Genomic DNA, 19,910 nt, shown 5'->3' on the forward strand with positions numbered 1-19,910 from the left:
TTGGCGATTCTCCTGAAACTTTGCAAGTAAATCCTAATTGCTTGATTGGGGTGTTCGGGTTATAAATCCTAGATTGCATCCAGGCAATGTCGTTCTACAGCTTGTCCAAACACTGCAATGGACATCTCGCAGCAATCAAGGTTCACGTGAGTGACGTTCAAAGATCAACAAAGTGGGTTCATCATGCTACGACGGTTTTTATTTGGTTTAGTTTCGATTCTGCCCCTTTTAATGACCGGTTGCAGTGGAGGGAGCGACAGCACGCAGACGGGGGTCTTTCTGGACGCAAGTGGCGTTGAGGGATTGCACTATCAGACACCCACGCAAAACGGTACCACCGACTTCGCTGGAAACTTTCGCTACTTGCCGGGAGAGCAAGTTGTTTTTTTTATAGGTCAAATGGAGATCGGGCGTGCTGCAGGAGCGGCTCGCGTCACTGCCTTTGATCTGGCGGGCGTTTCAGTGCCCTTGAATGAAACTGAATTTGAGTTGTCGACGCCTAGTGGACGAGGTCTAAACCGTGCCATCAACCTCACAACCTTTTTACAGACAATCGACCAGGATGCGGATGCGTCTAACGGCATCTTCATTCCTCCGTACCTTCGGTCCATGCAGGCTCGAAACGCGGTCAAGTTTGCTCTTCCTGTTGAGTCATTCAGGACCCATCCAACTTTGCTGACTTACATGGGCCAGGCACGGACTGCTGGCGTGTGGGGAGGAGCCAGGGCGATCAAAAACAGCGGTTTTGCAGCCAACGCCCTGTACCGTGGATTGAATCTAACGTCTGAACCTCAGGCCAGATCTGAAGCTCGTACTAAAACAGCCGATCGTGCCGATACGGTTGAAACATACACTTATAACGATAAGGGACAATTGATAGAAGAAATTTATATCAATCCTTTCGAAGATTTTTATCAAAAGACAATCTATAAATATGATGATGAAGGTAAAGTTAAAGTTATCTCAACGTACCTTTCTCCTGATGTCTTATTGAATGAAATATTTATCTCATATGATTCTAATGGTCATGAAGTAAAGTCAGAAACTGTTCAACTTGGTTGGGGAGTCAGATGGTCTACTGAGACTGTACGCGATATCAGTGGTAACCCAATCGAAATCAAAAGGTATGAGTCAGGGGCACTGACAATACGCACCCTCAATTCTTTTAATACTTCAGGCCTTTTAATTCAAAGTCAAAATTTTGATGGCGATGGTCAATTGACAGGGCGTCAAGAGTCAGAATATGGATTGGATTTTAATTTAATCAAATACAGACAATTTGATTCGACACAGGCCTTGGAGTTGTCCATCCATTCGAGCTATAACAACAATGGAATGATCATTAATGAGATATTCTATGACCGGCTAGGGCAGGTGTCTGGATCCCTTCACTTTTCCAGAGATTCAAATGGAAATATTCTCCGTATGGAAACCAAGGATGGCGCAGGATTGGAAAATTATTATGCGATTTATGCTTACGATATAACTGGGCGTAAAACTTCTGAGAAAATATACGACAGTAGTGGAATCCTCACAGAGGCTGCCCTATCTTATGATGCCAGTGGAAGGCTGACTATCAAAAGTACAGATTATAAAATAAATGGGGTGTCGACCGAGACCATCACTTACAAACGCGTAACAGGATGGGTGAGTTCCTTGACTTCATTCCGCCAGGGACCTAGGTGAATTGATGAGGTATACCTTCATGTCAGATGCTCAGCAGCAGTTTTTTGGGGTTCAAAGGGTTCACGCGTGAACGCTCTCAGGGCTTGCTTGGCATTTCTCGCGCCACTGCTTGGCCCAGGTCAATGACCGCCATGGCGTAATAACTGCTCCAGTTGTATCGCGTTATGGCATAAAAGTTTTCGGTGCCAGCCACATAACTTGGCGCTGCATCACCGTTCAGTAGTTCAATCAGGGCGAATGGGCCGGCGTGGCTTAAAGCATCGCCCTCCAAAACAGCGCCCTTGGCCAAAAAGTTTGGCACACTGAAGGTAGGCAAAATGTCCGGGGCCATTAGCGCATCCATGTCGAGTTTGTCCGCATCAAACCGCACGGGGTAGTGAGTGGGCATGCCGGGTTGCCACTGAAAGGCTTTGAAGTAATTGGCCACGGAGCCAATCACATCGGCCTTGTTGGCAAACAAATCGATGTGTTTGTCGCCATCAAAATCGATGGCAAATTTAGCCCAACTGGAAGGCATGAATTGAGGCAAGCCTAAGGCGCCGGCATAGCTGCCCTTGATGCTGCTTGGTTTCATTTTTTCTTGGTGGGCCAGTACCAGAAAATGCGCCAGTTCTTTGGAGAAAAAGGCTTGCCTTTCTTTGGCGCGGGGGTGTTCTGAAGGGAAGTCGAAGGTCAGTGTGCACAGGGCATCGAGCGTTCGAAAATTGCCAGTGTGCTGGCCATAAAAGGTTTCAACGCCAATGATGCCTACGACCAACCAAGCCGGTACACCAAATTTTTCTTCAGCATCTTGAAGCGTTTTTTGGTTTTGTTTCCAAAATTGAACGCCAGCTTCAATCCGTTTGGGTTCAATGAATCGGGCTTGATAAGCGGCCCAGTTTTTTTTATTAATCTGTGTTGGGGGCAGTATCAACTTCGGAATGCTGGGAATGTAGCGCGCCTGGGCCAGTTGGCTTTTGATCCATTTGGCATCCAGTTGATACTCCTGCGCCACTTTGTCGGCCCATATGGCAGCATCATGTCGCTTGGAATAGGACGGTCCAGTCGCAGGACTGGTTTTGCTTATTTTGGACTTGCTTTTTTTAGACGGCTCGGCCGCGTGCAAGTTGGCAGATAAAACTGCACAAAAGATGATCCCAATCAATGACAAAATTCGCATGGCTTAAGTTTAGCCTTTGTATCCGGTCACGGTGTCGTGATAAGCTGGAAACTTGAAAAAATTGAAATCCACCCGACTAACTCTACGGTAATCATTGATGGGCGCTACCGGCTATTTCACACACGCAGATTGTCGGCTTCACGAAATGGGTGGGGGCCATCCAGAATGTCCCCAGCGCCTTGACGCCATTGAAGACCGCTTGCTAATCACTGGCCTAGACCACGCCCTCGAAAGGCGTGAGCCCGCCCCAGCATCCTTGGCAGACATCGAACTAGCCCATGGCAGGATGTATGTGGCCTCATTGCGGGGCTTGAGCGACGCACTCATTGAAGACATGCAGGCGGGAGGACCGTCCCATACCGCTTTGGATCCAGACACTTCTATGAATTCGCACACTTGGAAGGCGGCACTCCGGTCGGCAGGTGCTGCGTTAGAAGCCACAGATGCAGTCATTGCCGGCGATTTGGAAAATGCCTTTTGCGCGGTGAGGCCGCCTGGGCATCACGCTTGCCGCGACAAAGCCATGGGCTTTTGTTTTTTCAACAATGTGGCCATTGCGGCCAAATACGCCGTAGAGCGACATGGCTTGCAACGTGTGGCCATCGTTGACTTTGATGTGCACCACGGCAATGGCACCGAAGACATTGTGGCTGGCGACGATCGAATTTTGATGGTGAGCTTTTATCAGCACCCGTTCTATCCAGATGGGGGGGCTCTAAAGCACGATACCAATTTGGTGAATTTGCCTGTGCCTGCCTATACCAAAGGCATGGACATTCGTGAGTTGATTGAAATGATTTGGATCCCTCGATTGGAAGCGCATCGGCCTGAAATGATTTTCATCAGTGCTGGGTTTGATGCGCACCGCGAAGATGACATGGGACAGCTTGGTTTGGTCGAGCAAGACTATGTCTGGATGACGCAGCGCATGAAAGACATTGCCCAAAAATATGCCCAAGGGCGTATCGTGAGTTGTTTGGAGGGGGGCTACAACCTCAGTGCCTTGTCGCGCAGTGTCGAGGCACACATTCGAGTTTTGGCCGATGTCTAATAAGGAATGGTTGTGAGAAAAGTTCCCATCATGATGAATGACCCCGCCCTGTGGTGGGATAGTTTGAATCCAAGCCAAGCACTGATCGAACTCTCCCTGTTTGGCGCATGCATTGCATTGGCTGTTGTCTTGGTCATGGCGCTGCGGCGCGTTACACCGCAGTGGGAGTTGTCAGTTTTATTGGGCAAAAAACTCATCGATGGGGTTTTGTTTCCCATCTTGCTCCTAGGCTTGGTGTTTGCAACGCGTGCGGTATGGGCACAAGCACACCCCGTCTGGGTATTTGACTTCTTGGTACCAGTCTGTATGTCTTTGGCAGTCATCAGGCTTGGCGTCAAAGTTTTGCAGGCCACTTTCAAACAAGCCGAATGGGTTCGTCCCGTAGAGCGCAGTTTGTCATGGTTGGCATGGGGCGCCGTGGTCTTGTGGCTCACGGGTTTGTTGCCATTGATTTTGGAAGAGTTAGACCAAATTCAATGGAAGGTCGGGTCCTCACACTTATCGCTTCGAACCTTGATGGAAGGCGGCTTGACCGCAGGCTTGGTCATGTTGCTCACTTTGTGGGTGTCTTCTGCCATTGAGGCGCGCTTGCTTAAATCGTCTTCGGGCAGCGAGCTGTCTTTGCGCAAAGCGGTCAGCAATGCTGTCACTTCATTGTTGTTGTTCCTGGGCTTGATGCTGTCTTTGTCTGCGGTGGGTATCGACCTAACGGCACTGTCTGTGCTGGGTGGTGCAGTCGGTGTTGGTATTGGTTTTGGATTGCAAAAATTAGCCGCCAACTATGTCAGTGGCTTTGTCATTCTGGCAGAGCGCAGCATGCGCATTGGCGATAGCGTCAAGGTAGACGGTTTTGAAGGGCGTATTTCGGACATCAAAGCGCGCTATACAGTAATCCGTGCGCCCAATGGCCGCGAGTCTATTGTGCCCAACGAGATGCTGATCAACAGCCGTGTAGAAAATTTGTCCTTGGCCGATTCGCGTGTGTTGCAAAGTACATCTGTATCGGTGGCCTATGGCTCAGATGTGCAACAAGTCATGTCCTTGCTAACCCAAGCCTGTACCTCCAAAGACAAAGTTTTAACGGATCCTGCACCCTTCGTCACACTCTCCAACTTTGGCGCTGATGGCCTAGAGTTTGGTGTCCACTATTGGGTCGATGAGCAACAGTCTGGCATGCTCACCTTGAGGTCAGAAATCAATGTGGCGATCTTGGATGTGTTGCGTGCCCATGCCATCGAAATTCCATTTCCACAGCGTGTGGTTCACACGCGTGGAACGCCTGGCTAACCCTGTTCAGCTGCCATCTGTTGCGATTGGCTAGGCTTATTTTGGATGAAGCTGAGTTCTCAACACTTGCGCGCACATTGAGACGGCCGTGTTGGCTTCTTGCATCACGCGTCCCATGGTGATAAACCCATGAATTTGCCTTTCAAAGCAAACGTACTGTGTTGATACGCCGGCTTTGGACAAGGCATCTGCATACATCAGTCCTTCATCCCGCAGCGGGTCGTATCCTGCGGTCATGACGAAAGCGGGAGGCAAACCCGCATGACTGTCTGCCCACTGTGGCGACGCACGCCAATCTTTGGCATCATTTCGATCGCGCAAATAGTTGTCAGTGTAGTAAGCAATGGAATCTTTGGTGAGCATGTAGCCCTGGCCATTGGCATGGTAGGAGGGCGTGTCTTGCCACATGATGGTGGCCGGGTAGATCAGCAATTGGAATGCAGGTTGAACAGGATGGTCACGCAATTGCAAGCAGGCGGCAGCCGTCAAATTGCCACCAGCACTGTCGCCACCCATGGCGATGCGTTTTGTATCGATACCCAGTCGATTCGCATTTTGAACTGTCCATTGAAACGCTGCGACACAGTCGTCGAAGGCTGCCGGAAACTTGTGTTCGGGGCCCATTCTGTAATCGACGGATATCACCACCACGTCGGCTTGAAGGCACAGGCTTCGACACAAAACATCGTGTGTGTCGAGGTCGCCAATGGTCCAGCCACCGCCATGGATGTAGACCAAGGCGGGCAGCTGTGCTTGGGTTTGTGAAGAAGCCGGATGGTAAATGCGAACTGGAACATCCACAGCGTTTTGATTGAAATGTGTGTTTTCAACCTTAAAAACTTCTAGCGCATCAGGCTGCGTGAATGTTCGACGTGAGCGATATGACTCACGTGCTTCAGCAGGCGACAAGGTGTTGACGGGCGGTACACCTTTATCAACCATGAGTTGCATCAGCGCTTGGGCTTGTGGGTCTAACATGTTGAACGCTTTCGCAGCATGACGGTTGTTGGTTTTTTAAAAGGTTCGCTTAAGTGCTCATCAGTGATGGCAAATACAAACTCAACCAAGGGAAGAACAATAAGAATCCCAAGGTGATGATTTGCATGCCTACAAATGGCCAGCATCCACGGAAGATTGTTCCTAATCCCACTTTGGGCAGCAGTGTGTTGAGCACAAACAAGTTCATGCCAACGGGCGGTGAAATTAAACCAATTTGAATCACCATCACAATCAAAACACCGAACCATACGGGATCGAAACCCAGTTGAACCACAATGGGAAAGAAAAGCGGAATGGTCAGAAGAACCATGGTGAGTTCTTCCATCACAGTGCCTAAGATGATGTAGATGACCATCATGGCGCCGACCACCATGACGGGGGAAAGACCAAGGTGCGTGATCCATTCTTTCAGGTCACTGGGCATGGTGGTGAAGTTGACAAAATTTGCAAATATCGTGGCTGCAATGAGCAGCGTAAAAAGCATGCCTGTGGTTCGTGCAGACTCCACCAAAATGTCGATGAGTGATTTCCAAGTTAGGGCTTTACGGCCCCATGCAAAGAGGAATGCGCCTGCTGCACCCATTCCGGCGCCTTCAGTGGCCGTGAATACGCCGCCATAAATGCCGCCCAGTACAACAAAAACCAACAGCAACACGCCCCAAATGCCGCGCAAGGCTGCCATGCGTTGACCCCAAGTGAATTTCTCACCTGCTGGTGCATGTTCAGGGTCTAGGGAGGTCATGATGACCACAGCAAGCATTAGCAATAGCGCTGTCAATATGCCGGGGATGACGCCAGCAGCAAACAGTTTGCCAATGTGAGTTTCCGTAACGATGCCATAAATCACCATGATGGTGGAGGGCGGAATCATGATGCCCAAAGTCCCTCCCGATGCAATGACGCCGGTTGAAAGCGCATCGCTATAGCCTAGCTTTTTCATGGACGGATAAGCAACCTTGCTCATGGTTGCTGCCGTGGCGATGGACGAGCCACAAATGGCGCCAAAACCTGCACATGCAGCAATGGTGGCATGTGCCAAGCCACCCCGACGATGGCCAATGAAGGTGTAGGCTGCGTGAAAAAGCTCATGGGCCAGTCCAGCGCGCGCCACAAAGTTGCCCATCAAAATGAACAAGGGAATGACGGACAGGGTGTAGGCAAAACCTGTTTCTTGAACCACTTGAGCGGTACTGGCCAAGGCAGGCATCCACCCGCGCGTCAGCCCAATGCCAACAATGCCGACTAAGCCCATTGAGAAAGCCAGAGGCATGCGGAGCAAAGCCAGTCCAAAAATAGCAATAAAACCAATGAGTGCTTCGGTCATAGAACACCGCCTTCGGATTCTTCATCGGCTGAGAGGGGTTGAAAGACCAAAATCAAGTGAACGATGCCAGCCAAAGCACACATGAAACCCATGCCCATGATGAATGGCGCTTTTGAAATTTTGAGTTGCGCAGTGGTTTCTCCAAATGATGCAAAGTCAATGCCAGTGGAAATCATCAACCAGCCTAAGGCCAACAAAGCTAAACTGCAAAGCAGATTGACCAATGCTTTTTGAAATTTGACAAATGATGCAGGCCAAAAACTGTCCAGTGAATCAAACACCACATGCTCGCCTTTGCGAGACACCAAGGGCAGGGCACCAAAAATAACGACCACCATGAACAGCTCGGTCAATTCGAGGGAGCCTGTGATGGAGTGGTCGAGAAGTTTGCGGCCTGATACGTCAAAGAAGGTCAGCACCATGATGGCAAACAGCGCCAAGCCAGAAATCAGGCTGCAAAGCCTGTCAAGAAATTTGTTCACAAGAATAATTCCAATGCATCAAAAAAAACGGTACCTCTCAATATTGACAGGTACCGCTTGCTGCTGAATGACAAACGCTAGAAAGCGTCTGTTTTCAATTATTTCTCGAGCTTGGCAATTTCAGCGCGGAATTCAGCCAAAACTTTGGCGGGATCTTTCAAACCTTTGGCTTTTGAAGCTGCCACCCAGTTTTGTTCCAAAGGCTGGGTTTTGGCTTTGACGTCTGCCACAAACTTGGCGTCTGCTTTTGTCACCAATACGTTATTGGCTTGCATCAGGCCATAAGCACGGCGGTCAACCTTGTCCCAACCGCGGCCAAAAATACGCGCAGCTGTTTCGCCGGAGATGGCATCAACGGCTTTTTTGTCCTCTGCTGAAAGCTTGTCGTATTTGGCTTGGTTCATCATGAAAACGAAGCTGGTGTTGTACAAGCCACCCGGGAATGTTGTTGCATGCTTGATGATCTTGTCGATCCTGAATGACTCAGTCGATTCAGCGGGAAACAAGGTGCCATCCATCACGCCAGAGGCCAACAGTTCATAGGAGTCAGGTGCGGGTTTGAGTGTCACGTTCATGTTCAAGGCCTTGGACATGTCGTTGACCATGCCACCACCCACGCGGAATTTGAGACCGGTCAAGTCTTCCACTTTGGTAATGGGGCGCTTGACGTTGAACACAATGCCAGGGCCGTGGGAGAACAAAGAGAGTAGTTTGACGCCTTGGTGCTCGGCTGCAAATTCGGGGTATTTGGCGCTAACGCGGCTCAATGCCACAGAGATGGACTCAGCACTGTTGCCCAGGAAAGGCAGCTCAGTCATTTGGGTGTATACAAAACGGCCAGGGGTGTAGCCATGAACGGTGTAGGACAAATCGGCCAAGCCGTTTTTCACTGCATCGTATGTACCCGGTGCTGGCGTGACACCGCGGGGCAGGATGTTGCATTTAATGCGACCTTTGGTGTTGTTCTCTAACAAGTCGCACCATTCTTTTTGCGCCATGGAGGCGGTGTGGGTGGGTGGCAACCAGCTTGAAACGGTCAGAACTGTTTCGGCTTGAACAAGGGGGGCCCAGGCGGTCAATGCCAAAAGAGCGGCTGTTAGAAGTGACTTTTTCATGGATGTGCTCCGTTCGAAGAATAAGAAGTGCAGTTTGGCTGCAAATGACTCAAAGGTTTTAATCAAAACCCTCCACCTTATATGGTAATACCAATTCACCAACCGATTGGTCGGTGAATTCCCGATGTTTTGACTTTTTGATTTGTTTAATTCGTCATATAAAATCTGAACGATCGTGCTTTTTTGATGTCAAGCCTTGAGAAAATTGTGAATTAAGGCACAATTGACGTTTACGTTAACGTCAAACAAAATCGCGCGTTAATCCGCTGTTTTATTTCTTGGAGATTAGGCAATGAAAATTCTTGTTCCCGTGAAACGGGTCGTCGATTACAACGTGAAGGTGCGCGTCAAATCTGACGGCACGGGCGTGGACATCGCCAACGTCAAAATGAGCATGAACCCCTTTGACGAAATTGCTGTCGAAGAAGCTGTTCGCTTGAAAGAAAAGGGCATTGCTACAGAAGTGATCGCAGTGTCTTGCGGCGTCACGCAGTGCCAAGAAACCTTGCGTACTGCCATGGCCATTGGTGCCGATCGCGGCATTTTGGTGGAAACACCTGCCGACTTGGATTTGCAACCTTTGGCTGTTGCCAAATTACTCAAAGCCTTGGTCGACAAAGAACAACCTGGCTTGATCATCTTGGGCAAACAAGCGATTGATGACGATTGCAACCAAACCGGTCAAATGTTGGCAGCTTTGGCTGACTTGCCGCAAGCCACCTTTGCTTCCAAAGTGGAAGTGGTAGACGGCAAAGTGCAAGTGACACGCGAAGTGGATGGCGGCTTGGAAGTTTTATCCTTGTCTATGCCTGCAGTCATCACCACTGACTTGCGTTTGAACGAACCACGTTATGTGACGTTGCCCAACATCATGAAGGCGAAGAAAAAACAACTCGACACGTTCAAGCCTGAAGACTTGGGTGTGGATGTTGCGCCTCGTATTTCAACCTTGAAAGTGTCTGAGCCACCCAAGCGCTCTGCTGGTATCAAGGTGCCCGATGTTGCGACATTGGTTGATAAGTTGAAAAATGTTTCGAAAGTAATTTAATCATGGCTTCATTGGTTATTGCAGAACACGACAACGCATCCATCAAGGGTGCAACTTTGAACACCGTCACAGCCGCTGTGGCATGCGGTGGTGATGTGCACGTTTTGGTGGCCGGTCACAACGCCTCTGCTGCCGCACAAGTTGCTGCACAAATTGCAGGCGTCTCCAAAGTGATTCATGTCGACGCAGAAGGACTGGCGCATGGCTTGGCCGAGAACGTGGCAGCTCAAGTGTTGGCCATTGCTGGCAACTACACACACATTTTGTTTCCCGCTACAGCAAGCGGCAAAAACGTGGCCCCTCGCGTGGCAGCCAAGCTGGATGTGGCGCAATTGAGCGATGTCACTTTGGTCGTGTCTGCCGACACCTTCGAGCGTCCTATTTATGCTGGCAACGCCATTGCCACTGTGCAAAGCAAAGATAGCGTCAAAGTGTTGACTGTTCGCACCACAGGTTTTGATGCAGCAGCAGCTACTGGCGGTTCTGCCAACGTTGAATCTGCAGCAGCAACGACCGACAGCGGCAAGAGCAGCTTCAAGGGCAGCGAAATTGCCAAGAACGACCGTCCCGAACTCACAGCCGCCAAGATCATTGTGTCGGGTGGCCGTGCTTTGGGCAGTGCCGAAAAGTTTGCAGAGGTCATCACGCCCTTGGCCGACAAGCTGGGAGCAGCCATGGGTGCTAGCCGCGCAGCGGTGGACGCAGGTTATGCGCCTAACGATTGGCAAGTGGGCCAAACAGGCAAGATTGTGGCGCCCCAGTTGTATGTAGCCTGCGGTATCTCGGGTGCCATTCAGCACTTGGCCGGTATGAAGGACAGCAAAGTCATTGTGGCCATTAACAAAGACCCTGAAGCGCCCATCTTTAGCGTGGCCGATTACGGTTTAGAAGCCGACCTGTTTGCGGCTGTGCCTGAATTGGTCAACGCACTTTGATTCGTTTGATTTGAACTGAAATGTGAGTTTGAAAGGCATCCCTTGTGGTGCCTTTCTTTTTATTCGGAGAATGACATGAGTTACGTTGCCCCCCTGAAAGACATGCTTTTTAACATCGAGCACTTGGCCCGAATTGACCAAGTTGCGCAAATGCCTGGCTTTGAAGATGCTGGGTTAGAAACTGCCCAGGCTGTGCTTGAAGAGTGCGCCAAGTTGAACCAAGATGTGATTGCGCCCTTGAACTGGGAAGGCGACAAAAATCCATCGGCCTTTGCCAATGGCCATGTCAAAACCACGCCTGGTTTCAAAGAAGCATTCAAGCAATACGGTGAGGGCGGCTGGCAGGGTTTGCAACACCCCACAGATTTTGGCGGACAAGGTTTGCCCAAAACCATCGGAGCTGCTTGCGGCGAAATGCTCAACTCGGCCAACATGAGTTTTGCATTGTGCCCCTTGCTCACAGACGGTGCCATCGAAGCTTTGTTGACGGCGGGCTCTGATGATTTGAAAAACATCTATCTCGAGAAATTAATTTCTGGCGAGTGGACTGGCACCATGAATTTGACTGAGCCCCAGGCAGGTTCTGATTTGGCCTTGGTTCGCACACGCGCCGAGCCATTGCCCGATGGCACCTACAAAGTGTTCGGCACCAAAATTTACATCACCTATGGTGAGCACGACATGGCCGACAACATCGTTCATTTGGTGTTGGCCCGTGTGCAAGGCGCACCTGAAGGCGTGAAGGGCATTAGCTTGTTTGTCGTGCCCAAGTTCATGGTCAATGCCGATGGCAGCCTGGGCAATCGCAACGACGTTCATTGCGTCAGCATTGAACACAAAATGGGCATCAAGGCCAGCCCCACAGCCGTGTTGCAGTATGGCGACAACGGCGGTGCTATTGGCTACTTGGTGGGCGAAGAAAACCGCGGCCTCGAGTACATGTTCATCATGATGAATGCCGCTCGCTATGCGGTGGGCGTTCAAGGCATCGCCATTGCCGAGCGTTCTTATCAAAAGGCTGTTCAGTACGCCAAAGACCGCGTGCAAAGCCGTCCTGTCGATGGCAGCATGAACACTTCAGCGCCCATCATTCACCACCCTGATGTCAAACGCATGCTCATGACCATGCGTGCCAGCACTGAAGGTTGCCGTGCGTTGGCCACTGTGGCTGCCGCTGCCTACGATGCTGCGCATCACCACCCCGATGCAGAAGTGCGCAAGCAAAATGCCTTGTTCTACGAATTCATGGTGCCGCTGGTTAAAGGCTACAGCACCGAGATGAGTTTGGAAGTGACATCGCTCGGTGTGCAAGTGCACGGCGGCATGGGCTTCATTGAAGAAACAGGTGCAGCGCAGTACTACCGCGACGCCAAAATTTTGACCATCTACGAAGGCACGACGGCCATTCAAGCCAATGACTTGGTGGGCCGCAAAACAGCACGCGATGGCGGTCAAACTGCCAAAGCACTGGCTGGACAAGTGGAGCAAACTGAAATCGAATTGTTGGCCCACTCCAATGCAGACGCCCAAGCCGTGGGACGTCGCTTAAAAGCGGCTCGCTTGGCATTCTTGGATGTGGTCAATTTTGTGGCTGGCAATACCAAAGCCAATCCAAACGACGTCTTTGCGGGCAGCGTGCCTTACTTGATGCTCTCTGGCAATTTGATGGCTGGCTGGCAGATGGGCCGTGCCTTGCTGGTGGCTTTGACTCAAAGCGCCCAAGATCAAGACAAAGCATTCATGGCTGCCAAAGTGACCACCGCACGTTTTTATGCCGACCATTTGCTCAGTCGCGCACCAGGTGTTCGCGATAGCATTGTGGAAGGCGCTCAAAGCGTGAACGAATTGGCCTTGGACGCTTTCTAATATCATTGCCTTGAATCATTAAAAATAATTTGGAGACTGCATGTCAAAACTGCCCGCTGTATTGGCCAATTTACCTTTTCCGGTCATCGCTTCGCCTTTGTTCATCATCAGCAACCCGAAGCTGGTCATTGAGCAATGCAAAGCAGGTGTGGTGGGCTCCATGCCCGCCTTGAACGCCAGACCAGCAGCCCAATTGGAAGAGTGGTTGATTGAAATTACCGAAACTTTGGCGGCTTACAACAAAGCCAATCCAGACAAGCCCGCAGCGCCTTTTGCCATCAACCAAATTGTTCACAAAAGCAATGACCGTTTAGAGCACGACATGGCCATGTGCGTCAAGTACAAAGTGCCGATCATCATCACATCGCTGGGTGCACGTGAGGATATCAACCAAGCAGCGCACAGCTACGGCGGTGTGGTGTTACATGACATCATCAACAACAAGTTTGCGCACAAAGCCATTGAAAAGGGTGCCGACGGTTTGATCGCTGTGGCCGCAGGTGCTGGTGGTCACGCTGGCGAGAAGAGCCCGTTTGCATTGATTCAGGAAATTCGCCAGTGGTTTGATGGCCCGATTGCTTTGTCGGGTTCGATTGCAAGTGGTGATGCCATCTTGGCGGCACAAGCCATGGGCGCTGACTTTGCCTACATTGGCTCTGCATTCATTGCTACCCACGAAGCGCGTGCGGCAGAAGAATACAAGCAAGCCATTGTGGATTGCAACTCCGATGACATTGTGTATAGCAATTTGTTCACGGGTGTGCATGGCAACTACTTGGCGCCTTCCATCAAGGCGGCTGGACTCGATCCTGCCAACTTGCCAGTGTCCGATCCCTCGGTCATGAACTTTGGCGGCGATGCCAAAAAAGCTTGGAAAGACATTTGGGGTTGCGGCCAAGGTATCGGTGCCGTCAATGCCATCGTGAGCACAGCAGAGCGTGTGGCCAAGTTAAAGCAAGAGTACGCTCAGGCACGCGCCCGTTTAGCCCTTTCTTAAATCACTAGGTTTTGTGAAGTCAGAGCGGTCAGAGCTCATTGACCTGTTGAAGGTTGGGGCCTGTATTCTCATCGTTTGGCACCATCTGGCTTTGTACAGCCCGATGGCAGCTGTAGCGGCCGAATGGTTTCCGACACTTGAAGATTTTTTGTTAGATCAAGGCCTGCTTGCGGTTCAAGTTTTTTTGGTGGTGGGTGGTTATCTCAACGCCAAGTCTTGGATCCGAGTATTAGTAGGTGATTCGTTTCAAATTTTCCCTCGCATCTGGGCGCGATATGTGCGCTTGGCCATTCCCTTGTTCGTGGCGCTTTCTGTTGCCGTGCTGGTAACGGCGGGCGTCAGACCTTTTTTTGATCATAGTTCACTCTCGGCATCGCCAACGCCATTGCAAGTTGTTGCCCATGTTTTGCTTCTGCAAGATATTCTTTTTTTAGAGGCATTTTCGGCTGGCGTTTGGTACGTTGCCATCGATTTCCAATTGTTTGTCATTGCCATTGCCTGCGCGTGGCTGGCCCATTCATGGCAACACATTTCAAAAAGTGGTTCGGTCGTTCGAAAAGCTTTGCTAGTGTGGGCAACACTCACGCTGCTTTCGACTTTTTTCTGGAACTTGCATCCGCTTGGCGAAATATGGGGCACCTATTTTTTCTGTGCCTATGGCTTGGGCCTGTGCATTGGATGTTGGCGTCAAGCAAATCTGCGTTGGAGTTACTTGAATTTGGCGATCTTGATCGCATTGCTTGGGGCTCTGGCCTATGCATATCAACCCAGAATTCGACTGGCCGTTGCAGTTGTCACAGCTTTGGTATTGTGTCTTTACGAATCTAGAGAGGGCAGATCCCTGGCATTTCTGGGCGCTCCTTGGCTTAGTGATTTTTCCAATGCGTCCTATGCCATTTTCCTGATTCACTTTGGCGTCAGTCTGGTCATCAGCGCACTTGTCTTTAACTTTTGGTCTGAGAGCATTCCCATCAATTTAATGGGTCTGCTGATTTCATTCGCAGCTTCTGTTTGGCTGGGTCGCCTGATTCATGTGCACATTGAAAGCAAGCCACCCAGCTTGAAGCGGGTGGTGCAGTGGGTCGCCATCTTTTCGGCTAGCAGCGCCGTTGCTATGCTGCTCAGTTAGCAGCCAGTACTTGACTCTCGTTGACCTTGCCTTGGATATAAGCCAAAGCCGCTTCCACTTGGTCAATGAGAATGAGGCACAAATCGCCAGGTGCCAAGCGGGCTAAAGCCGTGTCGATGGCATTGAACTCACCTTGAATGTCTTGAACATGGGTGGTGCGTGATGCACCGTTCAGACCTTCTCGGAGAAGTTGAATCACTTCGCCATCGCTGCGGCCACGCTGACAAGCATCTTGGTACAAGATCACTTCGTCAAAAGCTGTTCCCAATATTTGGGTTTGATCGCGGATGTCTTGGTCACGTCGGTCGCCTGCGCCACTGATGACGACGACGCGTTTGTTGGCAGGCATGTTGTCAACGGCGTTGACCAATGCTTGAATGGCATCTGGGTTGTGGCCGTAGTCGGCAATGAGGGTGGCGCCTTTGTAATCAAACAAATTGAAGCGGCCAGGGACGCCTTGAATGTCGCTGATGAAGGTTGCCAAGCCTTGTGCAATGGTTTCCCAAGGCACATTGACGGCCCATGCCGCGCCCACAGCTGCCAAAACATTTTCTGTTTGAAAACCAATTTGGCCTTGGCGGGTGAGGGGGACTTCACTCAATGAAATACGGAAAGACTTTTTGCCTTGTTGTGCAATGATGTCGCCATTTTGGGTGTATACCACACGCTTGCCTTGTGCACGATGCGTGGCCAAAACGGGGTGGTGTGGGTCAAGTGCAAAGAAGGTGACATTGCCAGGACACATGTTTGCCATCATTGCCACTTGGGGGTCGGCGGCATTGAGGACTGCCATCCCATCTGGGGCCACGTTGAGCACAATGACGCGCTTTAGAACCGACAAGTCTTCAAGGGTGGTGATGTAGTTCAAGCCCAAATGGTCGCCTGCACCCATATTGGTCACAACGGCTACTTGGCAACGATCGAAGGCCAAGCCCTCTCGCAGCAAACCACCTCGGGCAGTTTCAAACACGGCGGCATCGACATCGGGGTGCATCAGCACATTGCGCGCGCTGCGCGGGCCACTGCAATCGCCATCGTCAATCTGACGGCCGTTGACGTAGACGCCATCGGTGTTGGTCATGCCAACCCTGAGGTGGTTGGCCTTTAATAGGTGCGCTGTGAGTCTGACGGTAGTGGTTTTGCCATTGGTGCCTGTGACCGCAATGATGGGAATGCGACCGTTGTCACCGTTGGGGAACATGTGGTCAATGACGGCCTTGCCGACATTGCGTCCCTTGCCAAAAGAAGGGCTGATGTGCATGCGCAAACCTGGCGCCGCATTGACTTCGACAATGCCGCCATTTTGTTCTTCGAGCGGCTTGAGAACCGATTCGCAAACAACGTCTACGCCGCAAATGTCGACGCCAACCATTTGAGCTGCAGCCACCACACGCGCAGCCACTTCGGCATGCACATCGTCGGTGACATCGGTGGCTGAACCACCCGTGGACAAATTAGCGTTGTTTCTTAAGATGACCCGGCGGCCTTTTTCAGGCACTGAATTGGGTTCAAGGTCTTGCAGCTTGAGGCGACCAATGGCGATGTCATCGAATTTGATTTTGGTCAGCGATGTTGAGTGACCATCTCCACGACGGGGATCTGCGTTGACTTTCTCAACCAGCTCACGGACTGTGAGCACGCCATCGCCCACCACCAAAGGGGGTTCACGCCTAGCAGCAGCAACCAATTTGTTGCCGACTACCAGCAGACGATAGTCACTGCCGGGCAAGAATTTTTCGACCAAGACTTCGCCATAACGTGCGGCGGTTTCGTAGGCCTGATCGAAAAGTTCGCGCTCCACAATGTTGACCGTGACGCCTTTGCCCTGGTTGCCGTCTTGCGGTTTGACCACCACTGGCAGGCCAATGCTTTGAGCAATTTGCCAAGCATCTTCGAGATCTTTGGCCGGTCGTCCAATCGGGACGGGAACACCTGCGGCCAGCAACAAAGACTTTGTGAGGTCTTTGTCTTGGGCGATAGATTCGGCAATGGCACTGGTGGTGTCAGTTTCAGCGGCTTGAATGCGGCGCTGTTTGGAGCCCCAACCAAATTGCACCATGCTGCCTTCGGTGAGGCGGCGATAAGGAATGCCTTTAATAACTGCGGCATCGACGATAGAACCCGTTGAAGGGCCCAGTCGAACATCCTCATCCAAATCACGCAACTCAGCCAGTGCTTGGTTGAGATCAAAAGGTGATTGTGTTTGAACCGCGTGACACAGCTTTTCTGCCAAGCTGAGTGCCAAACGGCCAACCGCTTCTTCTGTGTATTGAACCGCCACCTGAAAAATGCCTTCTTCTTCAGTGGCCGTGGTGCGGCTGAACGTCACAGGGCAGCCGGCTTGGTTTTGTAGACTGAGCGTTATTTTTTCAAGGGCATGCGCCAAACTGGCGGGTTGACCAGGGCGTGAGCCTTCAAGGGGGCCCACAGCTGGAAAAATTCGGCGCAATTGTTTTTCAAAATCATTGCCTGGCAGCATCTCGCACTCATGCGGCTGACAGCTGACGATGGCTTCGATGCTGGTTTGTCTGCTCCAAAGGTTGGGGCCTCGCAAAGCTCGAATTCTTGAAACTTCCATGAATCAGTTTTCCTGGTTTGAGGCGCTGTATCAAGCTCAGTGAGAGCCTGGGCTTTGGCCAAAACTTTTGATGCCCGCTCGAATCAAGTCAGTGCTGATGCCGAGCGACCATGCTGCCGCAGAGGCCGCCAATACTTCGGTGCACGTGATGAATTGATTTTTGAACAGCTTGTCAATGGCGGGCAGTTGGCGGTTCAGTGCGTCAATCTCCTGATCACCTTGTGCCAAGACCAAATGATTTTTCCGCCAGAAAGCAACGCGGCCGTTTTCGCTGCGGTGCTTGACGATGAGGGGGTTGTCTTCTGAGCTGGCAAAGTAAGTGACTTCACCGTCGCAGTACTGCGCCAAATTGGCAACATCGGCATCGTCGGCATTGAGCACAGCCATGCCATTGGGTAAAACCACATCCATTTGGGTGCGAACCACATTGGGCATCTGCTCGTCACTCTGAATGTAAAGGTCTTGCAGTCCTTCGGCTTTGGGCATGGCGGTAATGACACCGACCAAGCAACGGTCGTAAGGCAAGCCCTCAGAAAGAAGGTGTCTAGCCGTAGTTTCAAACACAGCAGCTTCAACCGATCGGTTAATGAGCAAGCGCTGAGCCGACTCCCACTCCATACCGCTTTGATTTTGCAAGCAACGCTGCCCTAAGAACAAGCCTTTGGCTGAAGACAAACCAGTTTGCAGGCCTTGCAAATGCAATAACCAAGCAATGAGGTGCGAGGTGCCTGTGGTGTTTTCTTGACCAATGACCCCGACCACTGGAATTCGGGGTTCTGAATCGGGGGCAAAAAGATGAGCCGCAATGGCTTGGCCCACGGGGCGGGGTTTGCCGGTGGCTGGCTTGAGGTGCATCAATAGGCCAGGGCCTGCATTGACTTCAACAATGGCTGCGCCCTGGGCTTTCATGGGTTTGGAGATGTCCTGGGCAACCAAATCAACGCCAGCGATGTCCAGGCCCACAATGCGGGCTGCCAGGGCTGCCAGTTCAGCCACATCGGGGTGAACCAAATCGGTCACATCCATGGCCATGTTGCCGGTTCTCATGACCAAAACATGGCGGTCTTTTTCGGGGACGCTGCTGCCGGTCAGGCCTTGACGCTGCAGTTCTAAAACGGCAGTGGTGTGGTCCTTGAGGCGAATGGTGTCCAGCGGGAAATCTTCTTCTTCGCCGCGCCGAGGGTCGGAGTTGATTTGGATTTCGATCAGTTGTTCGACGGTGTGAATGCCATCGCCAATGACGCTGGCAACTTCACCTTTGTTGGCGGCGACCACTTGGCCACCGACTACCAACAAGCGATGCTCATCGCCCAAAATATGTCGCTCGACCAGGACATCGCTGCCTTCGGCTTCGGCCAAATGGTAGGCGGCTTCGATTTCGGCTTGGGTGCGCAACTCAAGTGAGACGCCACGGGCGTGGTTGCCATCGACGGGCTTGACGCAGACGGGCAGGCCAATGTCTTGGGCCGCTTCCCATGCTTCTTGAGGGGAAGACACATTGCGACCTTCTGGAACGGGCACGCCACAGTTGGCCAACAAGCTCTTGGTCAGGTCTTTGTCTTTGGAGACGCCTTCAGCAATGGCGCTGGTTTGGTCGGTTTCGGCAGTCCAGATGCGGCGCTGGTTGGCGCCGTAGCCCAATTGCACCAAATTGCCATTGTTGAGGCGAATGGCGGGAATATTGCGCTCGGCAGCGGCATCGACAATGCAGGCAGTACTGGGGCCTATGCACAGGCGGTCGACCATTTGGGTGAGATCGGCAATGACTTGCTTGACGGGGAAGTCGCGGTTTTCGATGGCGGCCATGACCAAGTCGCGAGCAGCCTGAAGCGCTGCGCGGCTAACCACCTCGTTGCGCGTGCGAATGACGACTTTGTAGATACCTCGGGGGCCTGCCTCGCGGGCTTTACCAAAGCCCGTTTGCATGCCGGCGCGGTTTTGCAGCTCTAAAGCCACGTGTTCCATGATGTGGCCAGGCCATGTGCCTTCGGCCAATCTTTGAAGGAATCCACCTCGTTCACCTACGCTGCAGCGGTGCTCAATGAGGCCGGGCAGCATTGCTTGGAGGCGCTCATTGAAGCCTGGCAGGGTGTTGGAAGGGCAGTCTTCCAAATCGCCAATGTCGATCCACGCCTCAAGGACTGGGCGATACGTCCAGATGTTGGGACCCTTGAGGTGGGTCATCTTTAAAAATTTGATATCTTTAGAACTCATTTCCGCGTGCCTGACGATTCTGAGCGATGGCACGGGTCGA

The 19,910-nt window shown here is 51.6% G+C and carries 15 protein-coding genes; 8 read left to right on the forward strand and 7 right to left on the reverse strand.

Features of this window, described 5'->3' with window-relative positions; translation table 11 throughout:
• Nucleotides 1-150: 150 nt before the first annotated feature.
• The gene (locus tag AMM03_RS10315; RefSeq protein ID WP_194942851.1) at nucleotides 151-1,686 is read left to right on the forward strand and encodes an RHS repeat domain-containing protein; all 1,536 of its coding nucleotides are present in this window, start codon (nucleotides 151-153) and stop codon (nucleotides 1,684-1,686) included.
• Nucleotides 1,687-1,762: 76 nt separating this feature from the next.
• Here the strand turns inward: AMM03_RS10315 and mltB are convergent, their stop codons facing one another.
• A complete protein-coding gene (gene mltB, locus AMM03_RS10320; protein WP_090131274.1) occupies nucleotides 1,763-2,845 on the reverse strand; it encodes a lytic murein transglycosylase B in 1,083 nt (360 codons plus the stop codon).
• A 97-nt stretch (nucleotides 2,846-2,942) separates the two neighbouring features.
• On the opposite strand from mltB, the gene AMM03_RS10325 reads away from it, so the two are divergent.
• Nucleotides 2,943-3,896, forward strand: a complete 954-nt coding sequence (locus AMM03_RS10325; RefSeq protein ID WP_090131276.1) for a histone deacetylase family protein — start codon at nucleotides 2,943-2,945, stop codon at nucleotides 3,894-3,896.
• Nucleotides 3,897-3,926: 30 nt separating this feature from the next.
• Entirely contained in the window at nucleotides 3,927-5,183 is a 1,257-nt protein-coding gene (locus AMM03_RS10330) for a mechanosensitive ion channel family protein (RefSeq protein ID WP_090131577.1), read from the forward strand.
• A 36-nt stretch (nucleotides 5,184-5,219) separates the two neighbouring features.
• Here the strand turns inward: AMM03_RS10330 and AMM03_RS10335 are convergent, their stop codons facing one another.
• The 4 genes from AMM03_RS10335 to AMM03_RS10350 all read right to left on the reverse strand — a co-directional run bounded on the left by AMM03_RS10335 (nucleotide 5,220) and on the right by AMM03_RS10350 (nucleotide 9,103).
• A complete protein-coding gene (locus AMM03_RS10335; RefSeq protein ID WP_090131278.1) occupies nucleotides 5,220-6,161 on the reverse strand; it encodes an alpha/beta hydrolase in 942 nt (313 codons plus the stop codon).
• Between the two features lie 49 nt (nucleotides 6,162-6,210).
• Nucleotides 6,211-7,506 carry a TRAP transporter large permease gene (locus AMM03_RS10340; protein WP_090131280.1) on the reverse strand — a complete coding sequence of 432 codons (1,296 nt, stop codon included), beginning with the start codon at nucleotides 7,504-7,506 and terminating at the stop codon, nucleotides 6,211-6,213.
• Entirely contained in the window at nucleotides 7,503-7,988 is a 486-nt protein-coding gene (locus AMM03_RS10345) for a TRAP transporter small permease (RefSeq protein ID WP_228764651.1), read from the reverse strand. The genes AMM03_RS10340 and AMM03_RS10345 overlap by 4 nt, the downstream gene beginning before the upstream one ends.
• A gap of 98 nt (nucleotides 7,989-8,086) precedes the next feature.
• Nucleotides 8,087-9,103, reverse strand: a complete 1,017-nt coding sequence (locus AMM03_RS10350) for a TRAP transporter substrate-binding protein (RefSeq protein WP_090131284.1) — start codon at nucleotides 9,101-9,103, stop codon at nucleotides 8,087-8,089.
• Between the two features lie 292 nt (nucleotides 9,104-9,395).
• Between AMM03_RS10350 and AMM03_RS10355 the strand changes: the two genes are divergently transcribed.
• The 5 genes from AMM03_RS10355 to AMM03_RS10375 all read left to right on the forward strand — a co-directional run bounded on the left by AMM03_RS10355 (nucleotide 9,396) and on the right by AMM03_RS10375 (nucleotide 15,078).
• The gene (locus tag AMM03_RS10355) at nucleotides 9,396-10,151 is read left to right on the forward strand and encodes an electron transfer flavoprotein subunit beta/FixA family protein (protein WP_090131286.1); all 756 of its coding nucleotides are present in this window, start codon (nucleotides 9,396-9,398) and stop codon (nucleotides 10,149-10,151) included.
• 2 nt (nucleotides 10,152-10,153) lie between these two features.
• On the forward strand, nucleotides 10,154-11,086 hold the full coding sequence (locus AMM03_RS10360) for an electron transfer flavoprotein subunit alpha/FixB family protein (RefSeq protein WP_090131288.1): 933 nt from the start codon (nucleotides 10,154-10,156) through the stop codon (nucleotides 11,084-11,086).
• 75 nt (nucleotides 11,087-11,161) lie between these two features.
• A complete protein-coding gene (locus AMM03_RS10365) occupies nucleotides 11,162-12,952 on the forward strand; it encodes an acyl-CoA dehydrogenase (RefSeq protein ID WP_090131290.1) in 1,791 nt (596 codons plus the stop codon).
• Nucleotides 12,953-12,992: 40 nt separating this feature from the next.
• Nucleotides 12,993-13,949, forward strand: coding sequence for an NAD(P)H-dependent flavin oxidoreductase (locus tag AMM03_RS10370; protein ID WP_090131292.1), 957 nt, complete (start codon nucleotides 12,993-12,995; stop codon nucleotides 13,947-13,949).
• A gap of 13 nt (nucleotides 13,950-13,962) precedes the next feature.
• The gene (locus tag AMM03_RS10375; protein ID WP_090131295.1) at nucleotides 13,963-15,078 is read left to right on the forward strand and encodes an acyltransferase family protein; all 1,116 of its coding nucleotides are present in this window, start codon (nucleotides 13,963-13,965) and stop codon (nucleotides 15,076-15,078) included.
• On the opposite strand, the gene cphA (AMM03_RS10380) is transcribed toward AMM03_RS10375, so the two are convergent.
• Nucleotides 15,071-17,656 carry a cyanophycin synthetase gene (cphA, locus tag AMM03_RS10380; RefSeq protein WP_090131298.1) on the reverse strand — a complete coding sequence of 862 codons (2,586 nt, stop codon included), beginning with the start codon at nucleotides 17,654-17,656 and terminating at the stop codon, nucleotides 15,071-15,073. The genes AMM03_RS10375 and cphA (AMM03_RS10380) overlap by 8 nt on opposite strands.
• Nucleotides 17,657-17,692: 36 nt before the next feature.
• A complete protein-coding gene (gene cphA, locus AMM03_RS10385; protein ID WP_090131581.1) occupies nucleotides 17,693-19,870 on the reverse strand; it encodes a cyanophycin synthetase in 2,178 nt (725 codons plus the stop codon).
• Nucleotides 19,871-19,910: the final 40 nt, after the last annotated feature.

This window comes from Limnohabitans sp. Rim11 (assembly GCF_001269365.1).
Classification (GTDB): domain Bacteria; phylum Pseudomonadota; class Gammaproteobacteria; order Burkholderiales; family Burkholderiaceae_C; genus Limnohabitans_A.